This is a genomic window from Phormidesmis sp. 146-12, assembly GCF_052939495.1.
Map to the genome: position 1 here is coordinate 33,256 of NZ_JBJPHS010000005.1, position 18,143 is coordinate 51,398.

General features: G+C 50.5%; 17 protein-coding genes and 1 pseudogene. 13 read left to right on the forward strand and 5 right to left on the reverse strand.

The genetic code is table 11. From position 1 onward, the window contains the following. Nucleotides 1-96 precede the first annotated feature (96 nt). The 3 genes from ACKFKF_RS03770 to ACKFKF_RS03780 are packed head-to-tail and all read left to right on the forward strand — an operon-like array spanning nucleotide 97 to nucleotide 2,425. Entirely contained in the window at nucleotides 97-891 is a 795-nt protein-coding gene (locus ACKFKF_RS03770) for an ATP-binding cassette domain-containing protein (RefSeq protein WP_446866450.1), read from the forward strand. Next, nucleotides 879-1,505, forward strand: a complete 627-nt coding sequence (locus ACKFKF_RS03775) for an ABC transporter permease (protein ID WP_446856850.1) — start codon at nucleotides 879-881, stop codon at nucleotides 1,503-1,505. The genes ACKFKF_RS03770 and ACKFKF_RS03775 overlap by 13 nt, the downstream gene beginning before the upstream one ends. A gap of 29 nt (nucleotides 1,506-1,534) precedes the next feature. Further along, nucleotides 1,535-2,425 carry a glycine betaine ABC transporter substrate-binding protein gene (locus tag ACKFKF_RS03780; protein WP_446866451.1) on the forward strand — a complete coding sequence of 297 codons (891 nt, stop codon included), beginning with the start codon at nucleotides 1,535-1,537 and terminating at the stop codon, nucleotides 2,423-2,425. A 12-nt stretch (nucleotides 2,426-2,437) separates the two neighbouring features. Here the strand turns inward: ACKFKF_RS03780 and tadA are convergent, their stop codons facing one another. Next, nucleotides 2,438-2,944: a tRNA adenosine(34) deaminase TadA gene (tadA, locus tag ACKFKF_RS03785; RefSeq protein ID WP_446866453.1), complete on the reverse strand. Its 507-nt coding sequence runs from the start codon at nucleotides 2,942-2,944 to the stop codon at nucleotides 2,438-2,440. A gap of 74 nt (nucleotides 2,945-3,018) precedes the next feature. Between tadA and ACKFKF_RS03790 the strand changes: the two genes are divergently transcribed. Further along, nucleotides 3,019-3,603 (forward strand): CpcT/CpeT family chromophore lyase, encoded by a 585-nt coding sequence (locus tag ACKFKF_RS03790; protein WP_446866454.1) that lies wholly within the window; start codon nucleotides 3,019-3,021, stop codon nucleotides 3,601-3,603. A 144-nt stretch (nucleotides 3,604-3,747) separates the two neighbouring features. Here ACKFKF_RS03790 and ACKFKF_RS03795 read toward each other — a convergent pair whose 3' ends face one another. Together ACKFKF_RS03795 and hemF are read right to left on the reverse strand one after the other, a co-directional pair. Continuing rightward, complete coding sequence (locus ACKFKF_RS03795) at nucleotides 3,748-4,107, reverse strand: STAS domain-containing protein (RefSeq protein ID WP_446856846.1); 360 nt, start codon at nucleotides 4,105-4,107, stop codon at nucleotides 3,748-3,750. A 339-nt stretch (nucleotides 4,108-4,446) separates the two neighbouring features. Continuing rightward, nucleotides 4,447-5,490, reverse strand: coding sequence for an oxygen-dependent coproporphyrinogen oxidase (gene hemF, locus ACKFKF_RS03800; protein ID WP_446856845.1), 1,044 nt, complete (start codon nucleotides 5,488-5,490; stop codon nucleotides 4,447-4,449). A gap of 500 nt (nucleotides 5,491-5,990) precedes the next feature. On the opposite strand from hemF, the gene ACKFKF_RS03805 reads away from it, so the two are divergent. From ACKFKF_RS03805 to ACKFKF_RS03835, 7 genes and pseudogenes are all read left to right on the forward strand, one after another. After that, entirely contained in the window at nucleotides 5,991-6,503 is a 513-nt protein-coding gene (locus ACKFKF_RS03805) for an SRPBCC family protein (RefSeq protein WP_446856844.1), read from the forward strand. Nucleotides 6,504-6,630: 127 nt separating this feature from the next. Beyond that, entirely contained in the window at nucleotides 6,631-7,692 is a 1,062-nt protein-coding gene (locus ACKFKF_RS03810) for an Mrp/NBP35 family ATP-binding protein (RefSeq protein WP_446866455.1), read from the forward strand. A gap of 68 nt (nucleotides 7,693-7,760) precedes the next feature. Next, complete coding sequence (gene rodA, locus ACKFKF_RS03815) at nucleotides 7,761-9,038, forward strand: rod shape-determining protein RodA (RefSeq protein ID WP_446856842.1); 1,278 nt, start codon at nucleotides 7,761-7,763, stop codon at nucleotides 9,036-9,038. 144 nt (nucleotides 9,039-9,182) lie between these two features. Further along, nucleotides 9,183-9,380 (forward strand): annotated as a pseudogene (locus tag ACKFKF_RS03820) (NAD(P)H dehydrogenase subunit NdhS); the annotation flags it as partial. A 106-nt stretch (nucleotides 9,381-9,486) separates the two neighbouring features. Next, nucleotides 9,487-10,143: an HAS-barrel domain-containing protein gene (locus tag ACKFKF_RS03825; protein ID WP_446866457.1), complete on the forward strand. Its 657-nt coding sequence runs from the start codon at nucleotides 9,487-9,489 to the stop codon at nucleotides 10,141-10,143. Between the two features lie 246 nt (nucleotides 10,144-10,389). Continuing rightward, nucleotides 10,390-12,474, forward strand: a complete 2,085-nt coding sequence (locus tag ACKFKF_RS03830) for a cation:proton antiporter domain-containing protein (RefSeq protein WP_446866458.1) — start codon at nucleotides 10,390-10,392, stop codon at nucleotides 12,472-12,474. A 265-nt stretch (nucleotides 12,475-12,739) separates the two neighbouring features. Continuing rightward, nucleotides 12,740-13,141, forward strand: a complete 402-nt coding sequence (locus ACKFKF_RS03835; protein WP_446856839.1) for a response regulator — start codon at nucleotides 12,740-12,742, stop codon at nucleotides 13,139-13,141. Nucleotides 13,142-13,212: 71 nt separating this feature from the next. Here the strand turns inward: ACKFKF_RS03835 and ACKFKF_RS03840 are convergent, their stop codons facing one another. Further along, nucleotides 13,213-13,419 (reverse strand): hypothetical protein, encoded by a 207-nt coding sequence (locus ACKFKF_RS03840; RefSeq protein WP_446856838.1) that lies wholly within the window; start codon nucleotides 13,417-13,419, stop codon nucleotides 13,213-13,215. 221 nt (nucleotides 13,420-13,640) lie between these two features. On the opposite strand from ACKFKF_RS03840, the gene uvrC reads away from it, so the two are divergent. Next, nucleotides 13,641-15,578 carry an excinuclease ABC subunit UvrC gene (uvrC, locus tag ACKFKF_RS03845; RefSeq protein ID WP_446856837.1) on the forward strand — a complete coding sequence of 646 codons (1,938 nt, stop codon included), beginning with the start codon at nucleotides 13,641-13,643 and terminating at the stop codon, nucleotides 15,576-15,578. Between the two features lie 471 nt (nucleotides 15,579-16,049). Here uvrC and ACKFKF_RS03850 read toward each other — a convergent pair whose 3' ends face one another. Then, entirely contained in the window at nucleotides 16,050-16,763 is a 714-nt protein-coding gene (locus tag ACKFKF_RS03850) for a PHP domain-containing protein (protein ID WP_446866459.1), read from the reverse strand. 447 nt (nucleotides 16,764-17,210) lie between these two features. Here ACKFKF_RS03850 and ACKFKF_RS03855 point away from each other — a divergent pair, with 447 nt between their 5' ends. Further along, nucleotides 17,211-18,143 (forward strand): sensor histidine kinase, encoded by a 933-nt coding sequence (locus tag ACKFKF_RS03855; RefSeq protein WP_446866460.1) that lies wholly within the window; start codon nucleotides 17,211-17,213, stop codon nucleotides 18,141-18,143.

Genomic DNA, 18,143 nt, shown 5'->3' on the forward strand with positions numbered 1-18,143 from the left:
CATTCACTGTCGCCCCAGATCGAGTTCCATCTAAATTTAAGGTAGGGTGGGAGTCAGAAGTCCGCCTTCCCCCAGTTGGGTGAGCAGGCGCATAGAATGACTCACATCTCTTCTAGAATACTTGAAGCCATAGGAGACGAGGCAGTTGGCATGGGGAACGCAGTTGAGTTTCATGAGGTGACCTATGATCTGCATTCTCGATCGCTCGTGTCTCGGCTCACTTTTGGCATTCCACAGGGCGAAACGCTGGTGCTGTTGGGGCGGAGTGGCTGTGGCAAAACGACCACTTTGCGACTGATCAATCGATTACTCAATCCCACGGCTGGAGAGATTCAAGTTGAGGGCATTTCGACGCAGAAGTGGAACCCGATCGCCCTTAGACGACGCATTGGCTATGTGATTCAAGAAATTGGCTTGTTTCCTCACTTCACCGTTGCCCGCAATATTAGTGTCGTTCCCACGTTAGAAGACTGGGAGCCAGCGAGAATTCGATCGCGCGTCCTGGAACTGATGGAACTGGTGGGTCTGGGGCCAGCGTTTGCCGATCGCTATCCTCATCAACTGTCGGGGGGTCAACGGCAACGAGTCGGGGTGGCGCGGGCCTTGGCTGCCGATCCGCCGCTATTACTGATGGATGAGCCGTTTGGGGCCCTTGATCCGATTACGCGGGTTGAGATTCAGCGAGAATTTCATGACCTTCAGCAGCGTTTGGGCAAAACCGTTGTTTTTGTGACTCACGACATTCAAGAAGCCTTCAGGCTCGGTTCTCAAATTGGACTGATGCAGGCTGGAGAACTGGTCGTGTTGGCAACGCCGGAGGAATTTGAGCGATCGACCCATCCCGAAGCCAAAGCCTTCTTAGCCGTGAAGGGTGGATCATGGATTTTTTGACCCGCTATGGTGAAGAAATTTTACAAAAATCAGGTCAGCATTTATTTCTAGTCTTGATTTCTACCGGAATCGCCGTTTTGATTGGGGTGCCTTTAGGCATTTTGATCACCCGCCAGCCAAAGTTAACCCGACCAATTCTGGGTTTTGCGAATGCGATCCAGACGATGCCCAGTTTGGCGCTGCTTGGCTTTTTGATCCCGGTGCCCTGGATTGGGGGAATTGGCCCGCGATCGGCGATCGTTGCCCTGATTCTTTATTCTTTACTGCCGATCATTCGTAATACCTATGTGGGCATTATCAGCGTCGATCCGGCTATTCGCGAAGCGGGGCGAGGAATGGGCATGACCGATCGCCAACTGTTGTTTCAGGTCGAGCTTCCGCTTGCGGCGGGCGTGATTTTGGCGGGTATTCGGTTAGCCGTGGTGATTGGGGTGGGTTTGGCGACGATCGCGGCCACGATCAGTGCAGGCGGATTGGGTGAACTGATTTTTCGAGGCGTTGCGGTGGTCGATAGTCAACTAATTTTGGCTGGCGCAATTCCCGCTGCGATCATGGCTCTCAGTGCCGATTTTGCTCTAGGCTGGATCGAGCGTCGCCTTATGGTGAAGAAATGAAGCTAAGAAACTTTTTTTCCTTTTTCCTGTTGCCTCTTGTCTTGATTGGGACGATCGCCGCCTGTTCTCAAAACAGCAATCCTCAAAGTAGCGATCGCGTGGTTGTTGGCACCAAAAATTTCACAGAGCAGGTGATCTTAGGCGAAATTTTATCTCAACAAATCGAGAGCAAAACAAAGTTGAAAGTTGATCGTCGCTTTAATCTCAATGGCACTTTTATCTGTCACGAAGCGATTAAGACTGGCGAAATTGACCTCTATCCTGAATACACAGGTACGGCTTACACCTCGATTTTAAAGCAGCCTGCGATCTCTTCGAGTTACCCGCAAGGGGTCGGTGATGCTCAACAGGTATTCGCCAAAGTCAAAGAAGAATATCCTCAACGCTTTAAGCTGGAATGGTCTGCTCCGTTTGGGTTTAGCAACTCGTTTGCGATGATTATTCGGGGAGAAGACGCTCGCAAGTTGGGCGTACAAACGCTGTCAGAAGCTGCGAAATATACTCCCGAATGGCAAGCAGGATTTGGCTTTGAATTTCTCAATCGAGAAGATGGGTTTCCTGGCTTATCAAAAACTTATGGCTTGAAATTTAAAGGTCAACCTAAAGTCATGGATCTGGGTTTGTTGTATCGCGCTCTAACAGAAAAGCAAGTTGACTTAGTAGCTGGAAACTCTACAGATGGCTTGATTCCAACTTTGGATTTAGCCGTTCTCAAGGACGACAAACAATATTTTCCACCCTACGAAGCGGCGGCGATCGTGCGTCAAGAAATCCTGCAAAAACATCCCGAATTACGTCAAGCCCTCAACGATTTGGGGGGCAAGATCACCGAACAGAAAATGCAGCAACTCAACTATCGGGTCGATGGCAAAAAAGAAGATGTTAAACAAGTGGTTCGTGAGTTTTTGTCTGGTAGCTGAAGCCGTGTATCGCTAAAGCGGCGTGTGGCGACGATCGTGAAACCAATCCCGCAACTGCTGACGACAAGCCGACTCCAATACGCCCCCCAACACAGCCAACCGATGATTAGAAGCGGCACCATCTGGCACATTCAACACCGTGCGAATCGCCCCCGCTTTGGAATCATCTGCCCCATAGACCAACAGCCCCAATCGAGCCAAAACCAGCGCTCCTGCACACATCGGACAAGGCTCCAGCGTCACATACAGCGTGCAGTGATTGAGATGCCAGTTTTGCAGCGATCGACCCGCCGCTCTCAGCGCAAGAATTTCAGCGTGGGCCGTGGGATCGCGATCACGCTCTCGTCGATTTTCTGCCTCTGCCACTAAATTTCCCTTTGAATCGACTACCACGGCTCCCACAGGCACATCGCCCGCCTTTCCAGCAGATTCGGCTAATTCAAGCGATCGCGTCATCCAGCGGCGGTGAGTCAAGTAGTCAGGATGATCGATCAGTGGTGGAGGAATGGAGAACGGCAAGAGGGAAATGAGGGGGCGATCAGGTCTTGAGAATACTGTAAGCTTTGTTCGAGAAGCTCCTTCTATACTTGCCCATGCCTTCTTTTTTGACAACTCTGGCCACTCATCTGACAGGCGAATTTGACAACCGAGAACAGGCGATCGCTGACCCTGTTTGGTATGTCCATCTACAACTCTGGCACCGTCAGGTAGCGCTCTTTGCCGAAGACAGCATCACGATTTTTGCCGAACAAGCCAACGTTCTGAAACTTGACCAACCCTATCGTCAGCGATTGTTAAGAATTCAACCGACAGGCGAGGAGGCGTTTCCGCTTAAGGTGCAATACTACAGCTTCAAAGATTATGCAGCCGTGAAGGGAGCCGGACAAAATCCAGCGCGATTGCAGCAAATCACAGAGGCAGACATCGAACTTTTACCAGGCTGTGTTCTTCAAGTTGCTCACCAGAAAACTCAGGAGAGCGATCGCTTTCAGGCAATGCCACCTGCGGACACCTGCTGCTACTTCTCATACGAGGGTGAAACTCGTCAGGTTGCTTTAGGCTTTGAAGTCAGTCCTGGCAAATTTCTCAGCTATGACAAAGGCATCGACCCCAACACGGGTACAGCCCTTTGGGGAGCAGTGATGGGTGCCTACGAATTTACAAAGCGCCCCTCGTGACTAACTCAAAGCGACCCCTTGCGGGTAACTCGAAGAGATCGAAAGGACTTTAGACTGAACAGCATTAAGGTTTTCGGTTCAATGTGTCTGGTCTATCGGCTTCAAGGGTTTTGTACCGCAGTCAAGAGAACCGATGCCGCTCGTCTAACTTGCGACTCCCCTGGGCACCCCTTCTAATGCCTCGTCTTCAGTCTCAAAAATCTCAAAAACTGAATCCATCATCGTGACCTCAAAGACTAGCTTAGCTTCAGGATGGACGTTACAGATGCGAAAACTACCTCTGACCTTATCAGCGTCCCGCATTCCAGCGACGAGAGACGTTAGCCCAGAGCTATCGATAAAGTTAACCTGCCCTAGATTGACCACCACATGACGGCTAAGTTTGGCAATACATTCTTGAAGCTTGAGGCGAAACTGCCATGCTGTCGTGATGTCAAGCCGCCCTGTCGGAGTGAGAATGATTACGAGCGTGCCATCGTGGGTCGTGTGCGTTGTTTGCTCCATATGGATTGACTTCTGCTCCATGTAAACCATTGACTCCCCTCTTGCTGTGGATTTGGGTTAGCAGAGAAGCCGAGACATGACCCTTTTGGGATGCAAGGCAAATCACTTTACCCGTAGATGCTGAACGTCCGTGCCGATAAAAGCGCTCAAGATTGAGCAGGTCACGGCCATGACAGTCTCAGTTATGCCCACAGAGCGAGCTTTTCTAACGCGATCGTCTCCTTTGATCACGCAGGCAATCCTCTAAATCTTACCAGAATAAAATAATCCTGGTGACGGAGTGCTAGAGCAGCCCATCAGCCAGGAATCAGCCAGCATTGTTGCGAGAAAAGCGGTCTTTTAGGATTTTGCAGTCCAGTTTACCCAGTCTTGAGGCTTGAGAAAGGTGTCGTAGAGTTCTGCTTCGGGAGAGCCTGGCTGGGGTTGGTAGCCGTATTCCCAGCGTACCATTGGCGGGAGTGACATCAGGATTGATTCGGTGCGGCCGTTGGTTTGTAGCCCAAAAATCGTGCCGCGATCGTACACCAGGTTAAATTCTACATAGCGTCCGCGTCGGTAGAGTTGGAAGTTGCGCTGATGTTCGCCGTATTCCAGTCCATTTCGTCGCTCGACGATCGGCACGTAGGCTGGCAAAAAGGCATTTCCGCAGTCTTGCACAAAAGAAAATAAATCTTCCCAGGTACGATTCTTGACGGCTCCGGCTTTCTGGCTATATTGTGCAGCGGCTGTATCTAACTGAGAACCAGGATAAGAGACCGGATAGAGAATGCCCTGAGTGTCTTGATAATCAAAGAAAATCCCACCTACGCCACGAGTTTCTCCGCGATGCTTGAGGTAAAAATATTCGTCGCACCAGAGCTTAAAGGTCGGGTAATACTCAGGATGGTGAGCGTCACAGGCATTTTTCAGCGTGGTGTGGAAGTGCTGCGCGTCTTCGGCAAAGGGATAGTAGGGAGTCAGGTCAATGCCGCCGCCAAACCACCAGACGGGCCCCGCCTCAAAGTATCGATAGTTGAGGTGAACGGTAGGCACATAGGGATTGCGAGGATGCAGCACCATTGAGGTTCCAGTCGCATAGAAGCCATGTCCGCCCGCTTCGGGGCGCTGTACCAGGATCGAAGGGGGCAAATCTTTTCCCCAGACTTCAGAAAAGCCAACGCCGCCCTGCTCAAAGATTTTGCCTTCTTTCATGACGCGCGATCGCCCACCGCCGCCTTCTGCCCGCTCCCAGTTGTCTTGTTGAAACTTGCCTTCCCCGTCTAGTTGTTCTAACCCCTGGCAAATTTTGTCTTGCAGAGTTTTCATCCAGTGGCTGACTCGCTCACGAGAATCAGAAGGGGGAAACGCTTGAGAGGTGGAGACTTCAGTGGAAAAGGCCGTCATAAGTTCCCTGGAAAGTTGGATCAAAAAGGTTTACGCGGTCAAAGATGGAATTTGCAAAAGTTTGCGGTCTAAATTGAGTTTGCAAAAGTTTGCGAAAAGTCGGTTGTCCAAGAATGACAGTGCCTAAAAAAGTCTTTTGTAGAGGCAATTTGAGGACTGTGAGCTTCCCGATTTAATGCGCTTATTTAGACTATCGTGAATTGTAACGACAACCAACTCGCTAACTCCTTGCCAAAAGGCTTCTTGCTTAGTGAAATCAAGGGGTTGAGCTACTGTTAAATTCTATGAACCTGTGTGAACTTGAATGAGTGGTGACTCAGCAGTTAATAATTTTTGACTTCAAACCCTGCCCTAATGATCGTAGCGTCGTAGAGGGGATCTCGATCGCTCAGTCTCTAAGGGTATGCTTAACAGCAGTCTTAAGGGAGATGGCAATTTAGGAATGGACGTGTCTAGGATAATGAATTCCCTGTTGGGTCGAGCGTAGGAGGGCGATCGTCATGCTCAAGCTTCCATCTAGATTTCTTCGCCGCAAACGTCGCCGCGTTCAGCATACTCTGGCGAGAACGTATCAAACCATCAGCACTGCGTCAGTCGATGACTTGTGGAAAAAAATTATTGACCTGGCAGATGTGTCGTGGCATCCTCTGCTGTCTAGCACCAATGTTCCGCGAGGGCTGGTAGCCAAACCGGGACTAATTTATGAAGCCGTGACGCGACTGGGGCCATTTCCGGTTCGGATTTTTGTTGAGCGGGTTGATCACCGGGAGTTGTTGAGCATTCGGATTTTGGCACTACCTGGGATCGAGGAGCGGGTGACGTATCAGGTCAAATCAACCGTCTGTGGCACTTCTGTCGCGTATTCAGTGACGCTGCAAGGGTGGCTGTCTCCGTTAGTCTGGTCACTGATCAAGCCTTATTCTGCGAGAGTCGCCTCTGATTTGGCTCAAGCCACCGAGCAGTCCATTTCGGGAAATCTAGAACCGCCCGATCGGGGCTGCTTTGACTTTTAAAGACCCTTGATAATCGTGATCCTGGAATCTCTGCAATGATTCTGACCCCAAGGATACGCCCTCCTGACGGTAAGATCGAAAAGCCAATACACCTGGACTCGATCGCCGCAGTAGGGCAGAGAATACAATGCTTGACACTAACTCAGTTTTAGAAGTCCTCAAACCTGTGCAAGACCCCGAACTCCGCAAAAGTTTGGTGGAATTGAACATGATTCGCAATGTCAAAATTCAAGAAGGTCACGTGAGCTTTACCCTCGTGTTGACGACTCCCGCCTGTCCGCTGCGCCAGTTTATTGTCGAAGACTGTGAGCGGGCGATCAAAACCCTGCCCGGTGTGCAAACCATTGATGTAGACGTGACCGCCGAAACACCGCAGCAAAAATCCCTGCCCGATCGCACTGGCATCGACGGCGTAAAAAATATCATTGCGATTTCCAGCGGCAAGGGTGGTGTGGGTAAAAGTAGTGTTGCTGTGAATGTAGCTGTTGCTCTGGCACAAGCGGGAGCCAAAGTGGGGATGATTGATGCTGATATCTATGGCCCCAACGCTCCGATGATGCTAGGACTAGAAGGAGCGGGGATCACCGTGCGTCAGGGTAACCAGGGAGAAATCTTGGAGCCAGCCTTTAATCACGGAGTCAAGCTCGTCTCAATGGGATTTTTGATTGACAAAGACCAACCTGTGATTTGGCGCGGGCCGATGCTGAATGGAGTAATTCGGCAGTTTCTTTATCAGGTTTCCTGGGGCGATTTAGATTATTTGATTGTCGATATGCCACCCGGAACGGGAGACGCTCAGTTGACGATGACGCAGGCCGTCCCGATGGCGGGGGCTGTGATCGTCACGACTCCTCAAAGTGTCGCCCTGTCTGACTCTCGACGTGGGTTAAAGATGTTTCAGCAGTTGGGCGTTCCGGTCTTGGGCATCGTCGAAAATATGAGCTACTTCATTCCCCCCGACATGCCCGATCGCCAGTACGACATTTTTGGATCGGCTGGGGGCGAAAAAACTGCTAAAGAATTGGGGATTCCACTGTTGGGCTGTGTGCCTTTAGAAATTCCGCTCAGAGAAGGGGGCGATCGTGGAATCCCGATCGTAGCCGCTGATCCGGATTGTGCCTCTGCCAGAGCGTTAAAAGGGATCGCCGAGCAGATTGCTGCTAAAGTGTCAATTGCGGCACTTACCTAGTCAAGTTTTGGACTGACCAATAACGTTCAGAACTCAAAACTTCAAACTTAATCTTCCTTAGCGTCTCCATGTTCCGAAAATCTTTTTTCCCGACGAACCTGAAACACTGGGTACAGCCCTGGCAAGAGGTCGATTGGTGGCTGTTTGCGGCTCCGATCGCGCTTACTGTTTTGGGAGGCGTGATGATCCGCAGTGTAGAACTCAACGCCGGGTGGACAGACTGGTGGCGACACTGGATCACAGGTGGAGTTGGGCTGCTGCTCTCGGTGCTGATTGCTCGCTGGCGCTATGACCAACTCCTGCAATGGAAGTGGCTCATTTATGGAATTACCAACGCTTCTTTGCTGCTTGTGATGTTTGTTGGGCGAGAAGAATTGGGGGCGCAGCGCTGGATTAGTATTCTTGGCTTCAATGTCCAGCCGTCTGAATTTGCCAAGTTGGGAATCATCATTACGATCGCCGCCCTATTGCACCATCGATCGGCATCCACCATTCCCACGATGGTCAAAGTATTACTGATCGCAGCCGTTCCCTGGATGCTGGTCTTTTTGGAGCCAAATCTGGGTACGTCTCTGGTGTTTGGGTCGATCACGATGGGGATGCTGTATTGGGGAAACGCTAAACCAGGTTGGTTGTTGCTGCTGGTTTCTCCAGTGATTTCGGCGATTTTGTTTAATGTGATGCTGCCGATTTGGGGGTACGGAATTGCCGTCATTGCAGTTTGGATTTTGATAATCGGTTGGGTATCTTTGAGAACCCTTCCCTGGTCTACTTACGGCAATCTGGCACCCGTTGTGCTTAATCTAATCGCAGGCGGACTGGGGCGAGTGCTGTGGGAATATGTGCTCAAGGATTACCAGAAGCAGCGGATTATCATGTTTGCAAATCCCGATCGCGATCCCCTGGGCGGGGGGTATCACTTGATTCAGTCCCGGATAGCAATCGGCGCTGGCGAACTCACCGGACGAGGACTGCACAAAGGCACCCAGACCCAGCTAAACTTCATTCCAGAACAGCACACAGATTTTATTTTTACGGCGATCGGTGAAGAGTTGGGCTTTATTGGGGCGGCGGCCGTCTTGCTGACGTTTTTATTGATTTGCTTTCGGCTGTTGGTGATTGCTCAGAATGCCAAGGATGATTTTGGCTCACTACTGGCGATCGGCGTGTTTTCGATGATTGTCTTTCAGGTCGTGATCAATATTGGGATGACGATCAATCTTTCTCCGGTGACGGGCATTCCGCTGCCGTGGCTCAGTTATGGAAATGCAGCCCTGTTGATGAATTTTTTGGCGATCGGGCTGGTGCAATCGGTGTCAAATTATCGACAGCGGCTAAAGTTTTGAGGCGACCAGGCTGCGTTTTGAATTGGGTGATGCTGAACGATTGATTGACACCCATCGACTCAAGACAAATCCTCAATGGCTAAACATCAGCTAAACATCACAGCAGCCTAGTACACTACTAGAAAAGCTCTCCAAACTATGACTATGATTCTTCCAGGTTCTGCGGTTCGAGTGACCAATGCTAACGATACTTACTACGGCTTTCAGGGGTTAGTCCAACGGATTAGTGATGGCAAAGTCGCTGTTTTGTTTGAAGGGGGCAACTGGGACAAACTAGTCACCTTTCGCCTATCCGAACTCGCACTCGTCGAAGTCACCGCAGGCAAGAAAAAAGCAAAATAGCTTGAGCGATGGGTTTTAAATTTTAGGTTAAATCCTAGATTAAAACCCTCCAAGGTGTGTTGTGAAGCCTTCGTTCAAATCATTCACTTCATCCCTTACACCCCTTATGCGCCTTCCCCTCCCTCAATTTGCTGCCCAAAATCGCCCTTCTAACCACATTGCAGAAGTGATCGAGACAGCAACGACCGAATTTCTTGCTCAATGTCTGGAGCCAGAAAATCTCAGCTTTCCGGTCATGCCGCCCTTTGGGAGTTGGGTCAAGTCTGCGGATGAGGAATCGGGGAATTTAATCTACGCGGTGGTTTATCATGCGACGACTAGCCCGATCGATTCCGTTCATCGAGCCAGAGCGTTGGGATTGTCGCTAGAAGAATTGCGAGAGCAGCAGCCTCAGATCTTTGCCATGCTAAAGACCGAATTTCGGGCGGAGATCGTGGGGTTTCGTCCCAATCCTGAAAAGCGCAACGGGGGAGCAGCCGTCTATCAACATTTGCCACCTCGTCCGCCTCAGATTCACCAGGCCGTCTACAGTTGTGATTCTGAAGAAGTCATTCAATTTAGTGAAGCACTCGATTTTCTGAGAACGCTGCTTCAGGTCAATGGGGCCCCTGTCGATGCGCTGACAGCCGCCGCCATTCGTGAGATCTACCAACTCCGCAAAGCCGATCGCCCCTGGCTCGTGCAAGCCGGACGAATGCTAAGTTTGCTGCTCAAGGACGACTACGATCGCCTACGCATTATTCTCAGTCAGATTCATCTCTAGACAGGTTTCTCAAGCAGTCCAGTTTGATATTGATTGAGTTTTGACAATCTTTGCTCACCCATTTACGCCATTTCTAGATTGGCGCTATAAAATCGGCAAAGACTTTAGATGCTAAACCTTTTAGAAGACAAAGACCGAAGCCTTGATGCTGTTCTGTCTAAAGTCCAACGTCCAAACTCCTCTGCCAGACCTACAGCCCCCAAGGGAATTGGTCTCAGTCGTCAGTAGCCTCTACGTCACCAGTGCATGAACTCCGCTTTACACTCTCTGCAAGGAGAACCGATCGTCTCCTTCTTGATTCTCTTGGCAGTGATTTTGTTTGTCCCGTCTCTGTTCGAGCGGATTCGCCTACCCGGATTAGTGGGATTGTTGGCGGCAGGCGTTGCCCTAGGCCCTGATGGGCTGCAAGTTTTGCACAACGACTCTGAAACGATGAAGCTGCTTTCAGATATTGGGTTAGTCTACCTGATGTTTGTCGCTGGGTTAGAAGTTGATCTCGACCAGTTTCTCAAAACCAAAAATCGCTCGATCGGCTTCGGCAGTTTTACCTTTCTGGTTCCCCAAATCACAGGCACGATCGTCGGACGGCTGTTTGGCTTTGATTGGAATGCCTCGATTTTGATCGGCTCTCTGTTTGCTTCACACACGCTGCTGGCGTATCCGATTGTCAGTCGGTTGGGCGTAGTGGGCAATGAAGCGGTGACGGTGACGATCGGCGCAACTATTTTCACAGATGTCGGTGCGCTTTTAGTTCTGGCAATCTGCATCGGCATCCATGCGGGCAACTTCACGATATTCAAACTATTTACCCTGTTGGGGTCGCTGGCAGTCTATAGCGTTGTGGTGCTGTTTGGTTTTGAGCGGGCAGGGCGGGCCTTTTTTGCACGATCGAGCGCCGAAGAAGGAAGTCAATTTTTATTTGTGCTGTTGGCTGTATTTTTGGCAGCCGTGGGGGCCCAACTCATCGGCGTTGAGAAAATTGTGGGCGCGTTTTTGTCGGGGTTGGCCGTTAATCGCGTCGTCGGAGACGGAGCCGTCAAAGAAAAAGTGATGTTTGTGGGTAGCGTCCTGTTCATCCCGATTTTCTTTGTCAACATGGGGCTGCTGATTCGGATTCCTGCCTTTGTGCAAAGCCTTACGTCACCTCAACTTGTGGGAATGACCGTCACGATCGTCGCTGGGCTGATTGGCAGTAAATTTGGAGCCGCCTTTTTGGCCAAGCTCGCTTATCGCTATAGCTGGCAAGAAACCCTAACCATGTGGTCTTTGTCCCTTCCTCAAGTCGCCGCTACCCTGGCCGCAACGCTGGTTGGATATCGAGCAGGTCTGCTCACCGAAGCCGTTCTCAACAGCGTAATTGTCTTAATGCTCGTCACTTCGACGCTGGGGCCAATTCTCACGGCTCGATTTGCAGATGGGTTAACGACACCTGGCACCGTTGCCCTCGACCCCGAAGCTTCGCCTGAATGGGGCAGCGATTCAGAAGACCCCTTTGTCGTCGTCGTGCCGATTTACAATCCCCGCACAGAGCCATATTTGTTAGAAATGGCTGCACTGCTGGCACGTCATAAAAACGGGCGAATTATGCCTCTGGCGATCGCTCACGCCCACGCCAAAATGGATGCTCCTCAATTGGACAAAGCCATCCAGCGCAGTGAATCTCTCCTCGCCAGTGCTGCTGAGGTCAGCCAAGAACTCGCCGTTATCGCCAATCCGCTTTTACGAATCGACGACGACGTAGCTCAGGGCATCAGTCGGGCCAGCCGCGAACAAAAAGCCAGTCTAGTCGTGATGGGCTGGGGGCGACAATCGCGCTTGCCGATCCGTCTGTTTGGCAACCTGATTGACAGCGTATTGTGGGCATCTCACTGTCCCGTAGCGGTTTCGAGACTGCTAGATTCTCCAATGAATTTGCGTCGGGTGCTGGTGCCGATCGAGAACTTAAGTCAGCAGTCGATCGCGGTTTTGAAATTTGCTCAAATTCTCGCGACCGAAAACCAGGGACAGTTGACACTTCTCCATGTCTGCGATCGCACCACGTCTCGCAGCAAAATGGCCTGGATCGAATCTCAGCTATCTCTTCTAGCAGACAAAATCACCCCCTCGTGTGATCCTCAAATTCAAATCCTCCCAGATGATGAAGTAGTCAGGGCAATTGTCAACGCCTCAAAACTTCATGACTTAGTAATCCTTCGCTCTTCGCGCCGCCACACCAGCGCTGGGGGGCTGTCTATCAGTGATATTACTGCTCAAGCAACGCAACAAATTTCCTGCTCTGTCGTCATGCTTGGGGAGCCGCATCGTTCTCCGATCGCAGTTTTGGTTACTTAACTTACACTTTGTACCCTGATAATTTGTACCCTGATAATAGGAATAGTCGTCCGGAGAAGGCATTTCATCTGCGGATCAGAGGTTGGGAAGGTCGTAGAAACTCCCAGAAAATCTTCGCATTTCTTTGCAGCAACTTGTAAGTTTTTATACATGTGTAGGCAGAATAGACGCAGCCGCGATTTGCCAGACCAGTTTCCCTTCAGGTAATCGCTCCCATTTAGTCACAGCGTTGACCGAGAATATAGTCAACAAGGGTGCATATGCGATGACTGTTCAAAAATCAGAACTACCAACCCGAATTCTCCTCATTGAGGACAACGAAGCTAACCGCCGCTTGATGGGTGACTACCTCAGCTATTGTGGCTACAGTGTCTGTGCGCTGTCAGAAGGAACACAATTAGCCTCTGTGATGGAGCAGTTTCGGCCGCACATCATTTTGCTAGATCTCAAGCTGCCGACGATCGACGGTTACACCTTATTAACGCAGATTCGACAGCGAGAAGACTGGCGATCGGTGCCTGTGATTGTGGTGTCGGCTTACGCCTTTCAGCGTGATCAACAGCGTGCTTTAGAATTAGGAGCCAGTCGCTATCTCGTCAAACCGATTCGGCTCTCACAGTTGACTGACGTGATTCGAGAAGAGTTAGAGCCGGGTGAAAGCAGCTAACGGATCAGATGAAGACGTTAGACTAAAAGGGCATTCTGTCCAAAGCTCAGAAATCAACAGCCTCTAAAGCCCTATCGCTGAACACGCAGGGGAGCCTCGCCGTCTTGCCGTTTTTCAGTCACAAAAGTTTCAACAACTCTACTGAGGGTTTTGATCGTGTTGCCCGACTCCAAAATTTGTAGCTCTAATGCCGATAGCAACAGAGTCGCTGTCTGTAGTTGATTCAGCGCTTTTTCTAAACTGTCGCGAGTTTGGCTCTCAAACTCATCAAGATTCATAGGTTTCAGTAGTGATTGTCTAATTTGCTACTTACTAGGATAGACACTACGGAGACTGCGTGAGATCCGTCCCAGTGATCCGTTGATTTAAAATTTAAGATAAAGATAGAAATGTGAAGACGAAGCCTTTAAATCAGGGACATTCTGAGAAACTGAGAATTTAGTGTGGAGCGCTCTTGCAAACGATCGATCCTCTCCAAGATTGTCAACCTGGAACACTTGTGACTTTATCCACCAAAACGATTCCGCTTATTCAAGACCCCGATCGCCTGGAAGCTCGCCTCAAAGAAATTCCACCCGAACCGGGGGTTTATTCCATGCGCGATGCCAGCGATCAGATTCTCTACATTGGCAAATCCAAAAAGCTGCGATCGCGCCTTCGCTCTTATTTCAACGGCCACGACACCCGGCCTCGCATTGCGCTGATGATGCGGCAGGTGGTCGAAATCGAATTCATTGTTACGGACACTGAAGCGGAAGCGCTGGCCCTTGAAGCCAATCTAATTCGCCAGCATCAGCCTCACTTCAACGTGCTGCTCAAGGATGACAAAAAGTATCCCTATCTCTGCATCACCTGGACAGAAGAATATCCGCGCATCTTCATCACTCGCAAACGGCGCATGGGAAAAGAGCGCGATCGTTACTATGGCCCTTATGTAGACTCCAAGGCGCTAAGAAATACCCTGCATTTAGTCAAGCGAATTTTCCCACTCAAGCAGCGCCCTCAACCGTTGTTTAAGGATCGGACTTGCCTAAACTATGACATTGGGCGCTGTCCGGGCGTGTGTCAGTCGATGATTTCTCCCGAAGACTATCGCAAAACCATGCAAAAAGTGGCGATGATTTTTCAGGGGCGGACGGGTGAATTAGAGGAAATGCTCACCGCTCAAATGGAAAAAGCCGCCGAAGCGCTCAACTTTGAACATGCGGCTCGACTGCGCGATCAGATTGCCGGACTCAAAACCCTGGGTGCCGACCAAAAGGTGGCCTTGCCAGACGACACCATTTCACGAGACGCGATCGCTCTGGCTGCCGATGAAGATCATGCCTGTGTACAGCTTTTTCAGATTCGGGCGGGTCGGCTGGTCGGACGGTTAGGCTTCGTCGCTGATGCCAAATCAGGGGAACCTGGAGCCATTTTGCAGCGCGTTTTAGAAGAACACTTTCAAACGGTTGATCCGGTTGAGATTCCCGCTGAGATTATTGTGCAGCATGAATTGCCCGACAGTGAAATGCTGGCCGAGTATCTGAGCCAAGCCAAAGGGCGAAAAGTTTCGATCGTGGCCCCCCAGCGCCAAATGAAAGCCGAACTGCTAGATATGGTCGAGCGCAATGCGGAATATGAACTGGCTCGAACCCAGCGATTTGCCGATCGTACCGCTCAGTCTGTTCTAGATCTGGCAGAGATTTTGGATCTACCAGAACTGCCACGCCGCATTGAGGGCTACGATATTTCCCACATTCAGGGGTCAGATGCCGTCGCTTCTCAGGTTGTCTTTGTGGATGGACTGCCCGCCAAACAACACTACCGCCATTACAAAATCAAGAATCCCAAAGTCACATCGGGTCATTCTGACGACTTTGCCAGCATGGCTGAAGTGTTGGGTCGGCGGTTTCGTAAATATGCCGCGGCCAAAGCGCGCGGAGAAACCCTCGATCGCGAGTCTTCTGTACTCAAAACGCACACCTCATCGTTTGCTGATTTTCCCGATGTGGTGATGATTGACGGAGGCAAAGGGCAACTCTCGGCTGTAGTCGCTGTGCTGCGCGAGATGAATTTGCTCGAAGATGTGAAAGTGGTAAGTCTGGCCAAACAGCGAGAAGAGATTTTCTTGCCGGGTGAGTCGTTGCCGTTGCAGACTGATGCTGACCAGCCCGGAGTACAACTTCTGCGCCGACTCCGAGATGAAGCCCACCGATTTGCTGTGAGCTTTCACCGTCAAAAGAGAACCGAACGCATGAGACGATCGAGCCTGGATGAGATTCCAGGATTGGGGCACCACCGACAGAAACAACTTTTGGCTACCTTCAGGTCGATCGACTACATTCGCGAAGCTTCTCCAACCCAACTGGCGACTGTTCCAGGTGTGGGCCCTCGGTTGGCGCAGCAAATTTACGATTATTTTCACCCGAATGCTCTAGACAGGGGCGAGGAATGATGAAGGCAAATGAAAGGGTAAACCCCCACATTCGGCTTATTCCTCTAAACTTCTAATGCTAGAAAATAAGTGCATTCTTAAGTTAAGTAACGAGAACTTAAGTTGCATTACTTTTCTATCGGATTCTGATAGGAGCCTGATATCTTTTAGAAACTTTCAAAAACATTAAGGTTCTATTATGCAGACTTCAAATAAGCACCTCGGTCAATCGGTGGGAATGGTTGCGTTGTTTGCGCTGACTTGCGTTGGATTTATCACCCTTATTTCACAATTGAACTAAAAGCGATCGCTATCCCTTAACATTTCACCTTCTGAAGTGTACTTTAGGCAACGCTGCGATTGATTCAGACAATTCACACTCCTTAATAATTTTTCTGAGTGCATCGCCCGTTTTCTCATAATGAAAGCAAGCAGGAGTCATTTTTGAGTGGCTTCTGCTTTTTAGCTTTGGTCGCTGTACGATCGCCAACCCTAGACGCGCTGTAACAAACTCAAGCCGTGTGTATCTGTCCCACAACTGTTAAGCAACTGATACTGGGTGCTGAGTTGACGAACCTGCTGCATTTCGTCGGGGCTGGGTCGCCAGGGTTTGGGATTGTTGTACGCATAGTAAGTTTCTACGCCATCAACGCCGCAGTTCACCGCCGCCGGGATCAACTCTCGGTACGATCGTCGATAGCGAGCCGGATGAGCCAACACTGCCAAACCGCCCGCCTGCTGAATTGCAGAAATCACCCGCGCCGCCTGAGCCGATTCGCCTCTAGGTGCACTGCCTTGTAGGTAAGACGCGATCGCCGCGTGGCTGGGGTCAAAAGCAAACCCCAAAATATGCACCTCAGTCTCTAATAGCTGGGACGTGATCTCGGTGCCAATCCAGAGATGGGGAATGAATCGGTCGATCGCTTCATCGGACTGTTGCCAACCGTCGAGCCACTGCTGGGCTGCTTGATAGCCGCTGACGCGATGGTGATCCGTAATTGCAAACCCCTGGAGCGAAAGGGCGATCGCTTGCTCCATCAATCGCTCAGGTTGCAACTGCCCATCAGAGTGCGTCGTGTGCATGTGGAAGTTGTAGGAATAGGGGCAACTCTCAGCCGTGATCGATGAAAACACCTGTCTGAGTGCCGCCACATCCTGCGCTGCTGGCTTCCCAGATGTAGAAACAGTCGCTAGATTAGCAGCCATAAACGCCTCAATAGTGAAGTGGCTTGTTTAAATATCGTTACTCTCTCTACTGTAATCTACGGATTTAAAAGACTGTCAGATCCCTACAGAAACAGTAAAAACGCGGGGAAAGCATTTCGCATCCGTGCATTTCAAAGAGGATTCACGCGGGTCAACTGGATGCCCCGATCGCCCAAAAGTGGCACATGACAAGGCAAACTAACCCAAGTCGCATGGTAGGTTTATTTTCCATTCGTGCTGTGAAAGTTTTTTGGATATGCATAATCAATTCTCTCCTTGCTTGACCAGGCCTGGGGGTGAAAGCGAGACGATCGCTCCCCTGCAAAGACGCTCTCCTCTCGCCAAAACCGCACTCAAGCTAATCAGCCCTTGCAGAAAAAGCAATGCACCGGGCATCTGATGGGTTTTGATTGAGTTCCTAAGAGCGTTGCGTGGATTGTTTTCGGAATGACTAATCGCGAGGTTGCCCAACAGATAGCGGCAATGCGAGGGCGACTGGCGGAGTTGCGCGATCGCATTCAAGTAGACCCGATTCAGACCGATCTGCAAACACAAATTGTTGGGGAATTGCAGGCGGCTCTGGCAGTGCTAGAAACGGCACAAGAGACCATTACTCACATCGATCCCCTGCCAGCAGAGTCACCCCCGGCTGCCCCATCCTCTCTGGTGGAAGGGGAAATTTTGCTGAGAGAAATTCACCACCGTGTCAAAAATAATCTGCAACTGGTGGCAAGTCTTCTGGATTTGCAAATGATGCAGACTGACGATCCGGGAGTGCGAGACTTGCTGCAAAGTAACCAGAGCCGCATTCGTTTGATTGCGCTGCTGCACCAGAGTTTGTCTGAGTCGCCCAATCTGACGGAAATCAATTTCTCTGAGTATGTGCGAAGTTTGGCGACGACTATTTTTAGGGTGTATGCCGTTGATCCCGATCGTATTAAGCTACGGCTAGAAGAGTTTGCAGAGGTCTCTGTCCATTCTGACAAGGCAATTCCGGTGGGTCTGATTCTCAATGAGTTGATTTCAAACGCTTTAAAGCATGGGTTCGATCGTACGGTTAGGGGCGAAGTGCGGCTTGATTTGAGGGTTGGTTCAGACGGAGAAGTGACGCTATCAGTCACCAATTCAAGCGAATTTTCTGCTGAAGGATCAGGCTTCGCTGATTTTGACCTCAACTCACCCAACTCCCTTGGTTTACAGCTTGTTCAATCGCTGGTCAGACAGATCAGTGGGGTGCTAGAAATCGAGCAAAGCGACCCCTCGCGGGCAACTCAAAGCGACCCCTCGCGGGCAACTCAAAGCAACCCCTCGCGGGCAACTCAGAGAGATCGCACCACCTTCACCATTCGATTTAATAGACAGAATCAAGAACGCCCCTAA